Genomic DNA, 17,968 nt, shown 5'->3' with positions numbered 1-17,968 from the left:
GTATGTTTGAAGCGATTCTTCATGGTTCTGCCCCGGTTCAACGCCGCGCCATGGCCAAGGCCATCACCCTGCTCGAATCCACCCGGGCCGACCATCGCCAGCAGGCCGATGAGCTGCTGACGGCGCTGCTGCCGCACACCGGCCGGGCCTTTCGGCTCGGCATCAGCGGTGTGCCGGGTGTCGGCAAATCCACCTTCATCGAGGCGCTGGGCTTGTACCTGATTGGCCAGGGGCACCGGGTGGCAGTGCTGGCGGTGGATCCCAGCAGCAGTGTCTCGGGTGGTTCCATCCTGGGCGACAAAACCCGTATGGAACACCTGTCAGTCAACGAGCGCGCCTACATCCGCCCCAGCCCCAGCAGTGGCACGCTGGGTGGTGTGGCCGAGAAAACCCGCGAGTCCATGCTGGCGTGTGAGGCGGCTGGTTACGACGTGGTGATTGTCGAAACCGTGGGTGTCGGTCAGAGCGAGACCACGGTGGCCAACATGACCGACATGTTTGTGCTGATGCAGTTGCCCAATGCGGGTGACGATTTGCAGGCCATCAAAAAAGGCGTGATGGAAATCGCTGACCTGGTGGTCATCAACAAGGCCGATCTGGATGCCAATGCCGCCACCCGGGCGCAGGCGCAGATCTCCTCCAGCCTGCGTCTACTGGGCTTACATGGCAACCCGGACAACGCCCATCACAACGAACAGGTATGGCACCCGCAGGTGATCCAGCTCAGTGCCCTGCAAGGTCTGGGTGTGGATGCCTTCTGGGCCAAGGTGCTGGAGTTCAAAAAATTGCAAGTCAGCAGCGGCAAACAGGTCACCCGCCGCCAGAACCAGGCGCTGGCCTGGATGTGGGAACGTATCGATGCGGGGCTCAAGCAAGCTTTCCGACAGCATCCGGATGTACAAACCCTGTTGCCCAAGTTGACCCACGAGGTGCTAGAGGGCCGGATGGCTGCTTCGACTGCAGCGCGGAATATGCTTGCAGCCCAGACAAAATAAGGGCTGCTTGCTATTAAATTGTTTGCTCCTTGTCACTGTTACTGACCTCAGAGATACCACACCATGCACGACATCATTGAACTTCTCGACAAAAAGCGCGAACTGGCCCGCCTGGGAGGCGGCCAAAAACGCATCGACGCCCAGCACAACAAAGGCAAATTGACGGCGCGTGAGCGTATCGAGATGCTGCTCGATGAAGGCACGTTTGAAGAGTGGGACATGTTTGTCGAGCACCGTTGCATCGACTTCGGCATGGAGAACAACAAGATCCCGGGTGACGGGGTGGTCACCGGCTACGGCATGATCAGCGGGCGCCTGGTGTTTGTGTTCAGCCAGGATTTCACCGTGTTTGGTGGCGCCTTGTCTGAGGCGCATGCCGAAAAAATCTGCAAGATCATGGACCAGGCCATGAAGGTCGGTGCACCGGTGATTGGCCTGAACGACTCTGGCGGCGCCCGCATCCAGGAAGGTGTGGCCAGCCTGGGTGGTTATGCCGACGTGTTCCAGCGCAATGTGATGGCCAGCGGTGTGATTCCGCAGCTCAGCCTGATCATGGGCCCTTGCGCCGGTGGTGCGGTGTATTCACCGGCCATGACCGATTTCATCTTCATGGTCAAAGATTCAAGCTACATGTTTGTCACCGGCCCCGAAGTGGTCAAGACCGTGACCCACGAGGACGTGACCGCCGAGGAGCTGGGTGGCGCCATCAGCCACTCCACCAAGAGTGGTGTGGCCGACATGGCGTTTGAGAACGATGTGGAGGCGCTGCTGCTGATGCGCCGCCTCTACAACTACCTGCCGCTCAACAACCGCGAAAAACCCCCGGTGCGCAAAAGTGGTGACCCGGCCGACCGCCAGGAGTTCAGCCTGGACACCTTGATCCCAGACAACCCCAACAAGGCCTACGACATGAAGGAGCTGATCACCAAGACGGTGGATGACGGCGACTTCTTCGAGCTGCAACCCGAATACGCCAAGAACATGATCATCGGATTTGGCCGCATGCAGGGCCAGACCGTCGGTTTTGTCGCCAACCAGCCGCTGGTGCTGGCGGGTTGCCTGGACATCAAGAGCTCGGTCAAGGCCGCGCGTTTTGTGCGCTTCTGTGATGCGTTCAACATCCCGGTGATCACCTTTGTTGACGTGCCTGGCTTCATGCCTGGTACCGCCCAGGAATACGGTGGCATCATCAAACACGGCGCCAAGCTGCTCTACGCTTATGCCGAATGCACCGTGCCCAAGATCACGCTGATCACCCGCAAGGCCTATGGCGGCGCCTACGACGTGATGAGCTCCAAACACCTGCGTGGTGACGTCAACTTTGCCTGGCCCAATGCCGAGATTGCGGTGATGGGTGCCAAGGGTGCGGTGGAGATCATCTTCCGCGAAGACAAGGGTGACCCCGACAAAATCGCCGCCAAAGAAGCCGAATACAAAGCCCGTTTTGCCAACCCGTTTGTGGCCGGTGCACGTGGCTTCATCGACGATGTGATCCAGCCGCACGAAACGCGCAAACGCATCTGCCGCAGCCTGGTGATGTTGCGCGAGAAAAAGATCGAGAACCCGTGGCGCAAACACGGCAACATCCCCCTGTAAGGCCTGAGGAGCACAAGAACATGTTTACCAAAATTCTGATCGCCAACCGGGGCGAGATCGCTTGCCGCGTCATCCTCACCGCCCGCAAGATGGGCATCCAGACCGTCGCTGTGTTTTCTGAAGCCGACCGCGACGCCCGCCATGTGGCGCTGGCCGACGAGTCGGTGCTGATTGGCCCGGCGCCCAGCCGCGAGAGTTACCTGCTGGCCGACAAGATCATCGCGGCCTGCAAACAGACCGGCGCCCAGGCCATTCACCCGGGCTACGGTTTCCTGAGTGAAAACGCCGAATTCGCCAAACGGGTCGAAGAAGAAGGCATCGTCTTCATCGGCCCCAAGCACTATTCGATTGCTGCCATGGGCGACAAGATCGAGTCGAAGAAGCTGGCCGGTCTGGCCGGTGTCAACTGCATTCCGGGCGTCAACGACGCCATCGACACATCTGAGCAGGCGGTCGAGATCGCCAAGGGCATCGGTTACCCGGTGATGATCAAGGCCAGCGCCGGTGGTGGTGGCAAGGGCCTGCGTGTGGCCTTCAACGACAAGGAAGCGTTCGAAGGTTTCACCAGCTGCAAAAACGAAGCCCGCAACAGCTTTGGTGACGACCGCGTCTTCATCGAGAAGTTTGTTGAAGAGCCGCGCCACATCGAAATCCAGCTCATCGGCGACAGTCAGGGCAATGTGGTCTACCTCAATGAGCGTGAATGTTCGATCCAACGTCGCCACCAGAAAGTCATCGAAGAAGCACCGTCACCCTTCATCTCTGATGCCACCCGCCAAGCCATGGGTGAGCAGGCAGTGGCGCTGGCCAAGGCGGTCAAGTACCAGAGCGCCGGCACGGTCGAGTTTGTGGTCGGCAAGGACCAGAGCTTCTATTTCCTCGAGATGAACACCCGGCTGCAGGTGGAGCACCCGGTCACCGAGTGCATCACCGGGCTAGATCTGGTGGAACTGATGATCCGTGTCGCCGCCGGTGAGGCCTTGCCCCTGACCCAGGCCGATGTCAAACGTGACGGCTGGGCCATGGAGTGCCGCATCAATGCCGAAGACCCGTTTCGCGGCTTCCTGCCCAGCACCGGCCGCCTGGTCAAGTTCCAGCCGCCGCAGGAGAGCATGTTTGCTTCTGACGTGACGAAATGGCAGGGTGTGCGCGTCGACACCGGTGTGCAAGAGGGTGGCGAGATCCCGATGTTTTACGACTCGATGATCGCCAAGCTGATCGTGCACGGCAAAGACCGCCTGGAAGCGATTGCCAAGATGCGCGAAGCGCTCAACGGTTTTGTGATCCGTGGTGTCTCCAGCAACATTCCGTTCCAGGCCGCGCTGTTGGCCCATCCGAAATTTGTTGCCGGTGACTTCAACACCGGTTTTATTGCCGAAAACTACGGCAAAGGCTTCCGCGCCGAAGACGTGCCGCACAGCAACATCGAGTTTCTGGTGGCGCTGGCGGTGTTTGTGAACCGGCGTTACCTCAATCGCGCGGCTTCGATCACCGGGCAGATGGAAGGCCACGAGTTGCGTACCGGCGCAGATTTTGTGGCAGTCACCTTGGGTGAAAACGGCAACGGCCAGTCCTACAAGGCGCATATCCCTGAGTTCAACGACCGCACCCGCACCGGCACGATCGAGGTGGGCAACAACAGTTACCGCATTCACAGCGAGACCAAGTTTGGCCATGTGCGCATGGTGGGCACCTGCAATGACAAGCCCTTTGTTGCCCAGGTGGAACGTGGTACCGCCAAAAAACCGCTGGCCATCCGGGTCATCCACAACGGTACCCAGGTCGACATGATGGTGTTGCTGCCCTATGCCGCGCAACTGCATGCGCTGATGCCTTACAAGGCGCCGCCGGACATGAGCCGTTATGTGTTGTCACCGATGCCCGGTTTACTGGTCGAGGTTGCGGTGCAGCCCGGCCAGAAGGTGGTGGCGGGTGAGCGTGTGGCGGTGATCGAAGCCATGAAGATGGAAAACGTCTTGTTTGCCACCGCCGACGGTGTGGTCGGCAAGGTGCTGGCTCTCAAAGGTGACAGCCTCGCGGTGGACCAGCCGATTGTGGAGTTTGCATAAGAAATAGGGCTCTAGCCCTTATATAAAAAGGGCAGATAGCTCTGTTTTTGATAGTTTTTTTGAGAAGGTAATCACCATGACTGAAGTAGTTCGTCCATTCAAGGTGCTGGGCATCCAGCAAATCGCCATTGGCGCCACAGACAAAACCCGCCTGCAAAAACTGTGGGTCGACATGCTGGGGCTGACGTTGACTGGCACATTCAAGAGTGAGCGTGAAAACGTCGACGAAGACATCTGCGCCATGGGCAAAGGCCCGTTCAAGGTCGAGGTGGATCTGATGCAGCCGGTGGATATCGAGAAAAAGCCCGCCGTGCACGCCACCCCGCTGAACCATGTCGGCATCTGGATCGACGACCTGCCCAAAGCCGTGGAATGGCTCACCGCCCAAGGTGTGCGGTTTGCCCCGGGTGGTATCCGCAAGGGTGCAGCCGGTTTTGACATCTGCTTCCTGCACCCCAAGGGCAACGACGAGTTCCCGATCTCGGGTGAAGGTGTGTTGATCGAGATGGTGCAAGCCCCAGCCGAAGTGATCGAGGCCTTCGCCAAGCTGGCGGCTTAAGCCTCAAGGCGCCGGGCTGGTTTCGCGTTTGGCGCGGGCGCGGGCCAGCGCCGCTTCGATCACGGCGCGTTTTTTGTCGGGTACCACGGGTTCGCTGGCGGGTGCCGGATGCTTCCGCTCCACTGGCGCCGTGGTTTCAAGCTCTTTCTCATTGAGGCCCTCGTCCTGCTTTAGCCTATAGCTATGAAAGGCGTAGCGGTCGCGGGCCTTGTCAGCATCCGCTTGTGACCAGGCGGCCCAGCCGGTGGCCGTGCCGCTGGCGTTCTCGACCCGGATGCAGTCCACCGGGCACACCGGCAGGCACAGTTCACAGCCGGTGCAGTGGGCCTCGATCACCGTGTGCATCAGTTTGTTGGCGCCCACAATCGCGTCCACCGGGCAGGCCTTGATACACAGGGTGCAGCCAATACACCAGTCTTCGTCGATGTACACCGTGCTGCGTGGGCCTTCCACACCATGCACCGGGTTCAGCGGCTTGGCCGTCTGACCGGTCAGGGCCGCCAGGCGCGCTACGCCCTCCTGGCCACCCGGGGGGCACTGGTTGATGTCGGCCTCGTTGTTGGCCACCGCCTGCGCGTAGGCGGCGCAGTCAGGGTAGCCACAGCGGGTGCATTGGGTTTGCGGCAGGGCCGCCAGAATGTCTTGTGCCAGAGGGGTCATGCGGTACGGGGTATTGCCTTTTTTCGGGCAGCGGGTTTGCTTGCAACTGGTGGCACGTCGGCAGCCGGTGTTTTGGCGACGGGTGCGGCAGGTTTGGCTTTGACGGTTTTGGCCTTGGCCGCTGGTTTGGGGGCGGATGTTGGTGCGACAGTCGTTGCTGCGTCTGCTTTTTGGGGCGCAGTGGCAGCCACAAGCACTGCAGGTGCGACGCTGGCGGGTGCCAGAGGCGATGCCGTCACAGCAGGGCTGGCGGTCAGCGCGAGCACACTGCTCACCACCGGTGGCTGGTAACGCAGGATAAAGGACTTGACCATCGGGTAGACCATTTCGCGCCAGCGCCGCCCGGCAAAAATGCCGTAGTGGCCGGCGCCTTCGACCTCGTAGTGTTCCTGCATGCTTTTGGGCACACCGCTGCAGATGCCGTGCACCGCCTCGGTCTGGCCTGAGCCGGAAATGTCGTCGAGTTCACCTTCCACACTGAGCAGCGCGGTCTTGGTGATGTCCTGCGGGCGCACATGTTCGATCTGACCGTCCACACCCCGTACATCCCAGGTGCCGTTGACCAGCTTGAGGTCCTGAAACACGGTCTGGATGTTTTGCAGGTAGTAGTGCGCGTCCATGTCGAGCACCGCGTTGTACTCGTCGTAGAACTTGCGGTGGGTTTCGGCGCTGGAGCGGTCGCCCTTGATCAGGTCTTGAAAATAGTCGTAGTGGCTACGGGCGTGGTTGCTCGGGTTCATCGCGACAAAACCCGAATGCTGCAGAAAGCCCGGGTAAACCTTGCGCCCGGCGCCAGGAAAGCGGCTGGGCACACGGTAGATCACATGGTTCTCGAACCAGCTCAGTGGCTTGTTCATCGCTAGGTTGTTGACCTTGGTCGGTGACTTGCTGGCATCAATCGGGCCACCCATCATGACCATGCTCAAAGGCGTGAGTTCACCCCGGCTGGCCATCAGCGACACCGCTGCGAGCACCGGCACGGTCGGCTGGCAGACACTCATCACATGGCAGTTGCCGTAACGGGCCTGCAGGTGGCGGATGAACTCCTGCACATAGTTGACGTAGTCGTCGAGGTGGAAGTCCCCCTCAGACAGTGGCACCAGGCGTGCGTTGGTCCAGTCGGTGATGTAGACCTTGTGGTCCTTGAGCATGGTTTTCACCGTGTCACGCAGCAAGGTGGCGTAGTGGCCAGACAGCGGCGCCACAATCAGCACCGCAGGCTGGTCCTTGAGTTTGGTCAGCGTGGCCTGGTCGTCGGTGAAGCGTTTGAATCGGCGCAGCTCGCAGAATGGTTTTTTGAGCTCAACCCGTTCATGGATCGCCACGTCCACACCGTCCACATCGGCGGTGCGCAACCCAAACTCCGGCTTTTCATAGTCCTTGCCCAGGCGGTGCAAGAGGTCATAACCCGCAGAAATGCGTTGCGACATCGGGTGCATGCCCCAGATCGAGCGCGGGTTGGCGTACAGCTTGGCAGCCGATGCGGCCAGGTCGGTCAGTGGCTCCATCAGCGAGCGCTGGGTTTCATAAAGTTTGTAGAGCACGGCGTCACCTTTGGGTTAATTTATGTTGCAGTGCAATATAGCAGGGCTGGCCAAAAAGTACATCGGTTGAATCACCAAGCGGTCAAAGAAAGGCCACCCAGCATGTCGGGCTGTGTTTGTCCAGCCTGTTCAGGGGGTTGAACGCCGGGCCAGCCGGGTTGCCAGCTGGCTCAGGGCCGCATAAGCCTCACCGACCTGCGGCTGCCAGTCCACCAGCGCCTGCTGTTGCCGGGCCACCAGGGCCGTGTCACCACGGGCGGCTGGGCCGGTCAGTGCCGCCTGCGGGCCCAGTGCCACGATGTTGTTGACCGCGTTTTGCAGCAGGGTGCGGCGCATCTGCTGCGCCAGGTCTTCGGGCATGCCGCTGTGTTGCCACAGTTGTTCGGCCAGGTCTTGCAGCACCGGCAAGAAGTTGGTGGCCAACACCGCACCAGCGTGGTAGAGCAGTTTGTCTTGTGGCGCCAGGGTAAAACAATGCCCACCGATCCGGCTGAAGGCATCCTCCAGCACGGCCAGTGCGGTCGTGTCGCCCTCCAGCGCACACGGTGTGCCGCCAAATTGGGCCAGCGCCCGTTCGGGCTGGGCAAAACTCAGCAAGGGGTGGGCACTTGCAAATTGCCAGCCGAGTTGGCCCAGTGGCGCCAGTTCTGACGAGCCCAGCGCGCCGCTGCAATGGCACACCAGGGCAGGGGGCTTGTCCAGGGCCGCCAAAGCCCGGGCCACCGGCGTGATCTGGCTGTCGGGCACCGACAACATCCAGACATCTGCGGGCGGCAAGGTGCCCAGGTCGGCAACTGGCTGGCCTGCGCCAATGAAGTCCCGCGCCTGTTGTGCGCTGGCCATCGAGCGGGCCAGCACGCCCTGGATCTGGAACACACCAGTGGTTGCCCACAGCCGCCCCAGCGTCTGGCCCACACGGCCTGCGCCGACGATGTTGAGACTGGTCATGGCAGTTGTTGACTCATAAAAAAATAGCTGCCTGCCCTTAATGCATAAGGGCTAGGCAGCGATTTGTTACTTAAATGTGTGAATCAGACCACTTTGGCGATGCTGGCGCAGACGTAGTCGATGTTTTTGCTGTTGAGCGCGGCCACACACATGCGACCGGTGTCGGTGCCGTACACACCAAACTCGCTGCGCAGGCGCACCATCTGGTCCTTGCTCAGGCCAGAGTAGCTGAACATGCCGATTTGCTGCGTGATGAAGCTCATGTCTTGCTTGACACCGGCGGCTTTGAGACCATCGACCAGTTTCTGGCGCATGGCTTTGATGCGCACGCGCATCTCGCCGAGTTCAGCTTCCCACAGGGCGCGCAACTCGGGGTTGCCCAGCACACCGGCCACAATCGCGCCGCCATGGGTAGGCGGGTTGCTGTAGTTGGTGCGGATCACGATCTTGAGCTGGCTCAGCACGCGGCTGGCTTCTTCCTTGTTGGCGCACAACACCGACAGGGCGCCCACACGTTCGCCATACAGGCTGAAGCTCTTGCTGAAAGACGTCGAGACAAAGAAGTCCAGGCCCGCATCGACAAACTTGCCAATCACCGCGCCGTCTTCGGCAATGCCGTAGCCAAAACCTTGGTAAGCCATGTCCAGGAATGGGGTCAAGCTCTTGGCCTTGACCACCGCAATCACCTCGTCCCATTGGGCTGCGGTGATGTCGTAGCCGGTCGGGTTGTGGCAGCAGGCGTGCAACACGACCACGGTGCCAGCGGCGGCAGCGTTCAGGTCGGCCAGCATGCCAGCAAAGTTCAGACCACGCGTGGTGGCGTCGTAGTAGCGGTAACTTTCCACCGTGAAACCAGCGTTGGTGAACAAGGCGCGGTGGTTTTCCCAGCTCGGGTCAGAGATCAGCACCTTGGCCGTGGGGTTGAGTTTCTTCAGGAAGTCAGCGCCAATCTTCAGGCCACCGGTGCCGCCCAGGGCCTGGATGGTGGCCACACGGCCACTCTTGACGGGCTCGCTGTCGGTGCCAAACACCAGGCTTTTGACCGCTGCGTCATAAGCAGCAATACCGTCGATGGGCAGGTAACCACGTGCGGTGGGTTTGTCCATCATGGTTTTCTCAAAGGCCTGCACACATTGCAGCAGCGGCAGCTTGCCGTTGTCATCAAAGTAGACACCCACACCCAGGTTGACCTTGGCGGGGTTGGTATCGGCGTTGAATTGCTCGTTGAGACCCAGAATTGGATCGCGGGGGGCCATTTCGACAGCGGAAAAGAGTGACATGGAAAAGTCCTGTGGAGTGGGGTGAGGTGACGCGGTCAGCCAGTGACCGGCCAGCCAAGCATTTTACTGACAAGGTGAGGCGCCCCAAGCTGCTTTTTGCGCACCTAGCCTCCATCAACTGACCCAACAGCCCAGTGGCCCCACTGAGAACCCCAAAAATGTCACGCGGCCCGCTGCCGCGCTACCAACTGCCGTGCAGCGGCTCAGGACCCTGCGCTGCTGGTCTGTGTGTTGGTGTTCTGCAGGGCTGTGGGCAGCTTGTCCACGCGATCTTCATCGTAGGCGGTAACCACAAAAGCCACAAAACCCACCACCATCACCGCAGCCCCCACGACGGCTAGGTACTTGGTCAGAAATTCGTTCAGGTCAGAGCGCATAAACACCTCGCTGAAAGGGATGGGAAACCAATGAACACCATGCTCATTGATGAACTCGCACCCTACGCCAAGCCCAAAAAGGAGGGTGTTTTTGCCAGATCAAACACATGTTGTTATCAGGGGTATGGCTGACCAAAACCCTGGTTGTTTGATGTCCGGCGAGCTGCTAACCCAGGCCGGTGATCGGGATTGGATAACATGGCCGTCTGTTGTTTGACCGAGTGAAAACCCCAAGATGTCCGCACCGAGCCCGCTGAACCTGGTTTCCCCTGACGATGCCGAGCCCGCGCGCAGCGGGCAGTTTGTCAGTTTTCCTGGTTCACCGTTTGAGCTGTACCAGCCATACCCACCCGCTGGTGACCAACCCGAGGCCATCAACCAGCTGGTCGAAGGCGTAGAAGACGGTGAGGTGTTCCAGACCCTGCTGGGTGTGACCGGCTCGGGCAAAACCTTCACCATGGCCAATGTGATTGCCCGGCTTGGGCGCCCGGCGATTGTGTTTGCGCCGAACAAAACCCTGGCAGCGCAGCTGTACAGCGAGTTTCGCGAGTTTTTTCCGAAAAACGCGGTGGAGTATTTCGTCAGTTATTACGACTACTACCAGCCCGAGGCCTATGTGCCGCAGCGTGACCTGTTCATTGAAAAAGACTCGGCGATCAACGAACACATCGAGCAAATGCGTCTGAGCTGTACCAAGAGTGTGCTGGAGCGGCGCGACGTGGTGATCGTTGCCACCGTCTCGGCTATCTACGGCATTGGCCAGCCCGAGGCGTACCACAAGATGGTGATGACACTGCGCGCAGGCGACAAAATGGGCCAGCGCGACATGATTGCCCAGCTGGTGCGTATGCAGTACCAGCGCAACGACATGGACTTCAGCCGGGGTGCGTTTCGGGTGCGTGGTGACACCATCGACATTTTTCCGGCCGAACATTCCGAGATGGCGATCCGCGTCGAGCTGTTTGACGACGAGATTGAGTCGTTGCAGCTGTTTGACCCGCTCACTGGGCGCATCCGCCAGAAAATCCCGCGCTTCACGGTTTACCCCAGCAGCCATTACGTCACGCCCCGGGAGCAGGTGTTGTCGGCGGTGGAAGCGATCAAAATTGAACTGTCGGACCGCATCAAAGAGTTTGTTTCACAGGGCAAGCTGGTCGAGGCTCAGCGGCTGGAGCAGCGCACCCGCTTCGACCTGGAAATGTTGTCCGAGGTCGGCCACTGCAAGGGCATTGAAAACTACTCCCGGCATTTGAGTGGCGCAGCCCCCGGTGAGCCGCCTGCCACCTTGACCGATTACCTGCCCAAAGACGCGGTGATGTTCCTGGACGAATCCCATGTGCTGATTGGCCAGTTTGGCGGCATGTTCAACGGCGACCGTTCGCGCAAGACCACGCTGGTGGAGTACGGCTTTCGACTACCGAGTGCGCTGGATAACCGGCCGCTCAAGTTTGAAGAGTTTGAGACACGTATGCGCCAGGCGATTTTTGTCTCGGCCACCCCCGCGCAGTGGGAAAAAGACCACGCAGGCAAGGTGGTGGAGCAACTGGTGCGCCCGACCGGTCTGGTGGACCCCGAGGTGGAAGTGCGCCCGGCCACCAGCCAGGTCGACGATGTGTTGCAAGAGATTCGCATCCGTGTCGAGAAAAACGAGCGGGTGCTGATCACCACGCTGACCAAACGCATGGCCGAGCAGCTCACCGACTATTTGAGCGACAACGGCGTCAAGGTGCGTTATTTACACAGCGACATCGACACCGTGGAGCGGGTTGAAATTTTGCGAGATCTGCGCCTGGGCGCATTTGATGTGCTGGTGGGTATCAACCTGCTGCGCGAAGGCCTGGACATCCCCGAGGTCTCGCTGGTGGCGATTCTGGATGCTGACAAGGAGGGGTTTTTGCGCTCCGAGCGCTCGCTGATCCAGACTATTGGCCGCGCCGCGCGTAATCTGGAGGGCAGGGCGATTTTGTACGCCGACAAGATTACCGACTCGATGGAACGCGCCATCGGTGAAACCCAGCGCCGCCGCGCCAAACAGGTGGCGCACAACCTCAAGAACGGCATCACACCACGCTCGATCGTTAAACAGATCCGCGACCTGATCGACGGCGTCTACAGTGAAAAGGCGGGCAAAGAGGCCGAGAAGCTCGAGCGCGATGCGATGCAGCGTGCCCAGGTCGAAGAGATGAGCGAAAAAGACATCTCACGCGAGATCAAACGCCTGGAAAAACTCATGATGGAACACGCCCGCAATCTGGAGTTCGAAAAGGCGGCGCGGGTGCGCGACCAGCTGGCGATTCTGAAAGAACAGGCCTTTGGCGCCCCGGGCAGCGACAACATCGCGCTGCTGGTGCCTGCAGGCAAATAAGTGCCAAATTAGCTTCCGGCCCTTTTATCACAAGGGCTAGTTGCTATTAAAGTTGCACTGGGTTGCGGAATAACCTTATTAAATTACCATTCAGTCTACTTATCCGACTGCGGCGCTGGGTTTTTGCTATACTTGACTCCGTTAGTCGACAACCCAGTCGGCTGGTTTTCAACCGAATGTCAGGAGTTTGCCATGCGTCTCACCACCAAAGGCCGTTTTGCGGTCACCGCGATGATTGATCTGGGCCTGCGTCAGGCCAACGGACCGGTCACCCTGGCGGCCATCAGCCAGCGCCAACAAATTTCCCTGTCGTATCTGGAGCAGCTGTTTGGCAAGCTGCGCCGCCATGCTCTGGTGGAGTCCACCCGCGGCCCCGGCGGTGGTTACACATTGGCCAAACCCGCCAACAACATCACCGTGGCCGAGATCATCAGCTCAGTCGACGAGCCCATGGATGCCACCCAGTGCGGCGGCAAAAGCAACTGCCTGGGTGAAGGCCACCGTTGTATGACCCATGATTTGTGGGACTCGCTCAACGTCAAGATGGTTGAGTTTCTGGACTCGGTCAGCCTGCAAAAACTGGTGGACGACCAGTTGGCCAAGGGTTTCCAGATGGAAGAAAAACCCTCGCTCAAACGCGCTATCTCCAGCCTGCCGGTGATCAAGCCGATGCGCGTCAACGCGCCCAATTCGGTGTTTGCCCTGGGCAACGCCTTCTCAAAAATGTAAGTTGTCTCTTCAACCTGAAAGAGAGTCACCCATGGACAGCACCCCACATTTCCCGATTTATATGGACTACAGCGCCACCAACCCCTGCGACCAGCGGGTGGTTGACGCGATGATCCCCTGGCTGCGTGAGCATTTTGGTAACCCGGCCTCGCGTAGCCACGCCTGGGGCTGGGAGGCCGAAGCCGCCGTTGAACAAGCCCGTGGCCATGTGGCCGCGCTGATTGGTGCCGACCCGCGCGAGATCGTCTGGACCTCGGGTGCCACCGAATCCAACAACCTGGCCCTCAAAGGTGCGGCGCACTTCTACCAGACCAAGGGCAAACACATCATCACGGTGAAAACCGAGCACAAGGCGGTGCTGGACACCTGCCGCGAGCTGGAGCGCCAAGGTTTTGAAGTGACTTACCTCGACGTCCAGTCCGATGGTCTGGTCAATCTGGATGCCTTCACCGCCGCCATTCGCCCCGACACCATCCTGGCCAGCGTGATGTTTGTCAACAACGAGATTGGTGTGATCCAGGACATCGCCGCCATCGGCGCCATTTGCCGCAGCAAGGGTGTGGTGTTCCATGTGGACGCGGCCCAGGCCACCGGCCGTGTGGCCTTTGACATCAGCCAGATGCCGGTCGACTTGATGAGCCTGACCTCCCACAAGACCTATGGCCCCAAAGGCATTGGTGCCCTGTTTGTGCGTCGCAAACCACGCATCCGCATCGAAGCGCAGATGCACGGCGGTGGCCATGAACGCGGCATGCGCTCAGGCACTTTGCCCACGCACCAGATCGTCGGTATGGGGGAGGCTTACCGCATCGCCAAGGAAGAAATGGCGGTCGAAAACGCCCGTATTCAGGCGCTGCATGACCGCATGCTCGCGGGGCTGCAAGGTATTGAACAGGTGTTCATCAACGGCCACCTGACCCAGCGTGTGCCGCACAACCTGAACATGAGCTTCAACTACGTCGAAGGTGAGTCGCTGATCATGGGCATCAAGGGCCTGGCCGTGTCAAGCGGTTCGGCCTGTACCTCGGCCAGCCTGGAACCCAGTTATGTGCTGCGTGCCCTGGGCCGCAGCGACGAACTGGCCCACAGCAGCCTGCGCATGACGATTGGCCGCTGGACCACCGAGGCCGACATCGACTTTGCGGTGGAGACCATCAAAGTCAATGTGGCCAAGCTGCGCGAACTCAGCCCCTTGTGGGACATGTACAAAGAAGGCATCGATATCAGCACCATCCAGTGGGCCGCTCATTAAAAAAGAGCACCCCTGTGTCGGCTGGCGCCGCCTCCCCCTTAAGGGGCGATGCAAGCGGCCCGGCAAAGCCGGTTCCACGGCATCTCTGGTTTAGGCCGCGTTTTTGAAACAGATTTGAAGGAGAAACACCATGGCATATTCTGAAAAAGTAGTCGACCACTACGAAAACCCCCGCAATGTTGGCTCGTTTGACAAGGGTGATGACTCGGTGGGCACCGGCATGGTCGGTGCACCGGCTTGTGGTGATGTGATGAAGTTGCAGATCAAGGTCAATGCCGAAACCGGCGTGATCGAAGACGCACGTTTCAAGACCTACGGCTGTGGTTCGGCCATCGCGTCAAGCTCCCTGGTCACCGAATGGGTCAAGGGCAAAACGCTGGACCAGGCCGCTGCGCTGAAAAATAGCGAGATTGCCGAAGAATTGGCCCTGCCACCTGTCAAAATCCACTGTTCGATTCTGGCGGAAGACGCCATCAAGGCGGCCGTCAATGACTACCGCCAAAAACACACAGAAACACAAGCGGCTTAATTCTTCCTGGCGATACCCGGCCTGACCCGGCAGCGGTGTCAGCCTGAACAGACCTCTTAAGACATCATGGCAATTACGCTCACTGACAAGGCGCTCGCGCAGCTTGCCCGCTACCTGACCAAGCGTGGCCAGGGGGTGGGTGTGCGCCTGGGTGTCAAAACCACCGGCTGCTCAGGCATGGCCTACACGCTGGAATATGTGGACTCCGTGGGGGAGGACGACATGGTGCTCGACGCACCCGGCGTCAAGATCATGATCGACCCCAAGAGTTATGTGTACCTCGATGGCACCGAACTCGACTTTGCGCGTGAAGGCTTGAACGAAGGTTTCAAGTTCAACAACCCGAATGAGAGAGACCGTTGCGGATGCGGCGAGTCTTTTCGTGTTTAAAGCTACTGCGCAGTTGCCATGCGTCGTTGCTCGGTGCTCGAAATCCTCACGTACCGAAAGTACGTTCCGGTTTCTGCGCTCCGTGCGCCTAGCCTGACAGCTGCTCGCTACGCTTTCCATCACGAAAAGGGCTGTTTCAATTGAAATCTCTTCAATCCAACGACTTTGAGCTGTTTGGCCTGGCGCAGACTTTTGCCCAGGACAAAACGCAGATCGATGCGCGCTGGAAAGACCTGCAGCGTCAGGCCCACCCCGACAAGTTTGCGGACCAGGGCGCTGCCGCCCAGCGCATCGCCATGCAGTGGTCGGTGCGTATCAACGAGGCCTACCAGCGCCTGAAAGACCCGCTCAAACGCGCGGCCTACCTGTGTGAGCTGCACGGTGCCCCGGTCAATGCCGAAAACAACACCGCCATGCCGCCTGCGTTCCTGATGCAGCAGATGGCCTGGCGCGAAGCGCTGGACGAGGCCGAAGGTGCCGACGATCTTGAGCAAATCAGCCAGCAGGTCCAGCAAGCCAGCCGTGAGGTGCTGCAAAAAATAGAGCAGCTGATCGACCAGCAGCAGGCTTACACCGAGGCCGTGGGCCAGGTCCGGGCGCTGATGTTTGTTGAGCGTTTTGCGGCCGATGTGGACAAGCGGCTTGACCAACTTGAACTTTAAGTTTCCCCAGGCCGTCACGCGGCCTGTCACCCTCTAGACACCATGGCGTTACTCCAAATCTCTGAACCAGGCCAGACGCCTGACCCACACCAACGCCGTATTGCCGTGGGCATTGACCTGGGCACCACCCATTCGCTGGTGGCCTCGGTGCGCCACGGTGTGGCCGAATGCCTGCCCGACGACCAGGGCCGGGTGATCCTGCCCTCGGTGGTGCGTTACCTGGCTGGTGGCGGTCGTCAGATTGGTTGGGATGCGCTGCAAGCGGGGGTGGATGATCCGGTCAATACCATCAGCTCGGTCAAACGTTTCATGGGCCGTGGCTTCAAGGACGTGGCGCTGGCCGCCAAACTGCCGTACCAGTTTGTCGACCACCCCGGCATGCTGGGCCTGATGACGGCCCACGGTGAGAAGTCGCCGGTCGAAGTCAGTGGCGAGATTCTGGCCACCCTGCGTTACCGCGCTGAAGACACCTTCAATACCGACCTGTTTGGCGCGGTGATCACCGTGCCCGCGTACTTTGACGACGCCCAGCGCCAGGCCACCAAAGACGCCGCGCAACTGGCCGGCATCAACGTGCTGCGCCTGATCAACGAACCCACCGCAGCGGCCATTGCCTACGGGCTGGACAACGCCAGCGAAGGCGTTTACGCGATTTACGACCTGGGTGGCGGCACCTTTGACATCTCGATCCTGCGTCTGACACAAGGTGTGTTTGAGGTGGTGGCCACCGGCGGCGACTCGGCCCTGGGTGGCGACGATTACGACCACGCCCTGGCCGACTGGGTGCTGGCCCAGCTGGCGGCGCAGTCGGGCAGTGTGGCCAATGTGTGCAGCAATTTGGGCGCCGAGCCCCAATGTGCCAGCACGTGTGCCAACTTCGGCAGCACCAACAGCCGCAGCCCGGCTGACAAAGCCGCCCTCAAGGCCGCTGCCCGCGCCTGCAAAGAGGCCCTCACTGCTACAGATTCCGTCACATTCAGCGCTGTATTGACGGGGGCTCAGGTCACATTTAACGTGACACGTGCTGAGTTTGATGCCGCCACCAGCGCACTCACCGCACGCACCCTGAGTGCGGTGCGCAAGGTGCTGCGTGACGCCAAACTCAGCGCTGACGAGGTCAAAGGTGTGGTTATGGTCGGTGGCTCCACCCGCATGCCACAGATCCAGCAAGCCGTGGGCGAGTTCTTTGGCCAGCCGCCGCTCAACAACCTGAACCCCGACGAAGTGGTGGCGCTTGGCGCCGCCATCCAGGCCAACCAGCTGGCTGGCAACAACCCCGGTGGTGACTTGCTGCTGCTCGACGTGATCCCGCTGAGCCTGGGGGTTGAGACCATGGGGGGCCTGGTCGAGCGCATTGTGCTGCGCAACGAAACCATTCCCACTGCCAAGGCGCAGGACTTCACCACTTATGTCGACGGCCAAACCGCGCTGGCTCTGCATGTGGTGCAGGGTGAACGCGACCTGGTGTCTGATTGCCGCAGCCTGGCACGTTTCACCCTGCGCGGCATCCCGCCGATGACCGCCGGTGCGGCGCGTATCCGTGTCACCTTCACCGTCGATGCCGATGGCTTGCTGAGTGTGTCTGCGCTGGAGCAGACCAGCGGGGTCGAAGCCCACATCACCGTCAAGCCGTCTTACGGCCTGGGTGACGAGTTGATCACCCGCATGTTGCAAGACAGTTTTGCCTCGGCCGAGCGCGACATGTATGTGCGTGCGATTGTCGAAGCCCGCGTCGATGCCGACCGCATGATCCTGGCCGCCCAAAGTGCCCTGGCCGCCGATGGTGACCTGTTGACCGGGGCCCAGCGTGCCGAGATCGAACAGCTGATGCGCCAGGTGCGTGCCGCCTGTGATCTGGACGACGCGCCCGCCATCGAAGCCATCACCGCGATGCTGGCCAAGGGCACCGAAGCTTTTGCCGCCCTGCGCATGAACCGGGGCATCCAGAACGCGCTCTCTGGCAAAAACATCGCCACCGTCTGAGCCGAATCTCCCTTTTTGAACTGCCGCCAC

16 protein-coding genes are annotated in these 17,968 nt (G+C 60.1%); 11 read left to right on the top strand and 5 right to left on the bottom strand.

From position 1 onward, the window contains the following. Positions 1-2 precede the first annotated feature (2 nt). From meaB to FDG13_RS09950, 4 genes are all read left to right on the top strand, one after another. On the top strand, positions 3-995 hold the full coding sequence (gene meaB / locus FDG13_RS09965; protein ID WP_180127545.1) for a methylmalonyl Co-A mutase-associated GTPase MeaB: 993 nt from the start codon (positions 3-5) through the stop codon (positions 993-995). A 63-nt stretch (positions 996-1,058) separates the two neighbouring features. Next, positions 1,059-2,591: an acyl-CoA carboxylase subunit beta gene (locus tag FDG13_RS09960; protein ID WP_180127202.1), complete on the top strand. Its 1,533-nt coding sequence runs from the start codon at positions 1,059-1,061 to the stop codon at positions 2,589-2,591. A gap of 20 nt (positions 2,592-2,611) precedes the next feature. Next, positions 2,612-4,660 carry an acetyl/propionyl/methylcrotonyl-CoA carboxylase subunit alpha gene (locus tag FDG13_RS09955; RefSeq protein WP_180127200.1) on the top strand — a complete coding sequence of 683 codons (2,049 nt, stop codon included), beginning with the start codon at positions 2,612-2,614 and terminating at the stop codon, positions 4,658-4,660. 76 nt (positions 4,661-4,736) lie between these two features. Then, complete coding sequence (locus tag FDG13_RS09950) at positions 4,737-5,219, top strand: VOC family protein (RefSeq protein WP_180127198.1); 483 nt, start codon at positions 4,737-4,739, stop codon at positions 5,217-5,219. Between the two features lie 3 nt (positions 5,220-5,222). Here FDG13_RS09950 and rsxB read toward each other — a convergent pair whose 3' ends face one another. The 5 genes from rsxB to FDG13_RS09925 all read right to left on the bottom strand — a co-directional run bounded on the left by rsxB (position 5,223) and on the right by FDG13_RS09925 (position 10,028). Further along, positions 5,223-5,879: an electron transport complex subunit RsxB gene (gene rsxB, locus FDG13_RS09945; RefSeq protein ID WP_180127196.1), complete on the bottom strand. Its 657-nt coding sequence runs from the start codon at positions 5,877-5,879 to the stop codon at positions 5,223-5,225. Continuing rightward, positions 5,876-7,423, bottom strand: a complete 1,548-nt coding sequence (phaZ, locus tag FDG13_RS09940) for a polyhydroxyalkanoate depolymerase (RefSeq protein WP_180127193.1) — start codon at positions 7,421-7,423, stop codon at positions 5,876-5,878. Before phaZ ends, rsxB begins: the two co-directional genes overlap by 4 nt. Positions 7,424-7,552: 129 nt before the next feature. Beyond that, a complete protein-coding gene (locus tag FDG13_RS09935; RefSeq protein ID WP_180127191.1) occupies positions 7,553-8,371 on the bottom strand; it encodes a Rossmann-like and DUF2520 domain-containing protein in 819 nt (272 codons plus the stop codon). A gap of 83 nt (positions 8,372-8,454) precedes the next feature. After that, on the bottom strand, positions 8,455-9,651 hold the full coding sequence (locus tag FDG13_RS09930) for an amino acid aminotransferase (protein ID WP_180127189.1): 1,197 nt from the start codon (positions 9,649-9,651) through the stop codon (positions 8,455-8,457). Positions 9,652-9,854: 203 nt separating this feature from the next. Beyond that, on the bottom strand, positions 9,855-10,028 hold the full coding sequence (locus FDG13_RS09925; RefSeq protein WP_180127187.1) for a hypothetical protein: 174 nt from the start codon (positions 10,026-10,028) through the stop codon (positions 9,855-9,857). 235 nt (positions 10,029-10,263) lie between these two features. Here FDG13_RS09925 and uvrB point away from each other — a divergent pair, with 235 nt between their 5' ends. The 7 genes from uvrB (at position 10,264) to hscA (ending at position 17,938) form a co-directional block, all read left to right on the top strand. Further along, on the top strand, positions 10,264-12,393 hold the full coding sequence (gene uvrB / locus FDG13_RS09920; protein ID WP_255435186.1) for an excinuclease ABC subunit UvrB: 2,130 nt from the start codon (positions 10,264-10,266) through the stop codon (positions 12,391-12,393). Positions 12,394-12,585: 192 nt separating this feature from the next. Beyond that, a complete protein-coding gene (locus FDG13_RS09915; protein WP_078365747.1) occupies positions 12,586-13,122 on the top strand; it encodes a Fe-S cluster assembly transcription factor in 537 nt (178 codons plus the stop codon). Positions 13,123-13,153: 31 nt separating this feature from the next. Then, the gene (locus FDG13_RS09910; RefSeq protein ID WP_180127185.1) at positions 13,154-14,374 is read left to right on the top strand and encodes an IscS subfamily cysteine desulfurase; all 1,221 of its coding nucleotides are present in this window, start codon (positions 13,154-13,156) and stop codon (positions 14,372-14,374) included. A 130-nt stretch (positions 14,375-14,504) separates the two neighbouring features. Beyond that, positions 14,505-14,903 (top strand): Fe-S cluster assembly scaffold IscU, encoded by a 399-nt coding sequence (iscU, locus tag FDG13_RS09905; protein WP_078365745.1) that lies wholly within the window; start codon positions 14,505-14,507, stop codon positions 14,901-14,903. 66 nt (positions 14,904-14,969) lie between these two features. After that, on the top strand, positions 14,970-15,293 hold the full coding sequence (gene iscA, locus FDG13_RS09900; RefSeq protein ID WP_078365744.1) for an iron-sulfur cluster assembly protein IscA: 324 nt from the start codon (positions 14,970-14,972) through the stop codon (positions 15,291-15,293). Positions 15,294-15,433: 140 nt separating this feature from the next. Beyond that, complete coding sequence (hscB, locus tag FDG13_RS09895; RefSeq protein ID WP_180127183.1) at positions 15,434-15,955, top strand: Fe-S protein assembly co-chaperone HscB; 522 nt, start codon at positions 15,434-15,436, stop codon at positions 15,953-15,955. Between the two features lie 42 nt (positions 15,956-15,997). Further along, the gene (gene hscA / locus FDG13_RS09890) at positions 15,998-17,938 is read left to right on the top strand and encodes a Fe-S protein assembly chaperone HscA (protein ID WP_180127181.1); all 1,941 of its coding nucleotides are present in this window, start codon (positions 15,998-16,000) and stop codon (positions 17,936-17,938) included. Positions 17,939-17,968: the final 30 nt, after the last annotated feature.

Source organism: Rhodoferax sp. BLA1 (assembly GCF_013416775.1).
Classification (GTDB): Bacteria; Pseudomonadota; Gammaproteobacteria; order Burkholderiales; family Burkholderiaceae_C; genus Rhodoferax.
This window is presented reverse-complemented; position numbering and strand designations above follow the sequence as displayed.

Excerpts from the sequence above, each read along its gene's own strand:
- iscA (WP_078365744.1), top strand. The coding sequence starts at position 14,970 with ATGGCAATTACGCTCACTGACAAGGCGCTCGCGCAGCTTGCCCGCTAC.
- hscA (WP_180127181.1), top strand. The coding sequence starts at position 15,998 with ATGGCGTTACTCCAAATCTCTGAACCAGGCCAGACGCCTGACCCACAC.
- FDG13_RS09910 (WP_180127185.1), top strand. The coding sequence starts at position 13,154 with ATGGACAGCACCCCACATTTCCCGATTTATATGGACTACAGCGCCACC.
- FDG13_RS09955 (WP_180127200.1), top strand. The coding sequence starts at position 2,612 with ATGTTTACCAAAATTCTGATCGCCAACCGGGGCGAGATCGCTTGCCGC.
- FDG13_RS09935 (WP_180127191.1), bottom strand. The coding sequence starts at position 8,371 with ATGACCAGTCTCAACATCGTCGGCGCAGGCCGTGTGGGCCAGACGCTG.
- FDG13_RS09930 (WP_180127189.1), bottom strand. The coding sequence starts at position 9,651 with ATGTCACTCTTTTCCGCTGTCGAAATGGCCCCCCGCGATCCAATTCTG.
- uvrB (WP_255435186.1), top strand. The coding sequence starts at position 10,264 with ATGTCCGCACCGAGCCCGCTGAACCTGGTTTCCCCTGACGATGCCGAG.
- rsxB (WP_180127196.1), bottom strand. The coding sequence starts at position 5,879 with ATGACCCCTCTGGCACAAGACATTCTGGCGGCCCTGCCGCAAACCCAA.
- FDG13_RS09925 (WP_180127187.1), bottom strand. The coding sequence starts at position 10,028 with ATGCGCTCTGACCTGAACGAATTTCTGACCAAGTACCTAGCCGTCGTG.
- FDG13_RS09915 (WP_078365747.1), top strand. The coding sequence starts at position 12,586 with ATGCGTCTCACCACCAAAGGCCGTTTTGCGGTCACCGCGATGATTGAT.
- FDG13_RS09960 (WP_180127202.1), top strand. The coding sequence starts at position 1,059 with ATGCACGACATCATTGAACTTCTCGACAAAAAGCGCGAACTGGCCCGC.
- meaB (WP_180127545.1), top strand. The coding sequence starts at position 3 with ATGTTTGAAGCGATTCTTCATGGTTCTGCCCCGGTTCAACGCCGCGCC.
- FDG13_RS09950 (WP_180127198.1), top strand. The coding sequence starts at position 4,737 with ATGACTGAAGTAGTTCGTCCATTCAAGGTGCTGGGCATCCAGCAAATC.
- iscU (WP_078365745.1), top strand. The coding sequence starts at position 14,505 with ATGGCATATTCTGAAAAAGTAGTCGACCACTACGAAAACCCCCGCAAT.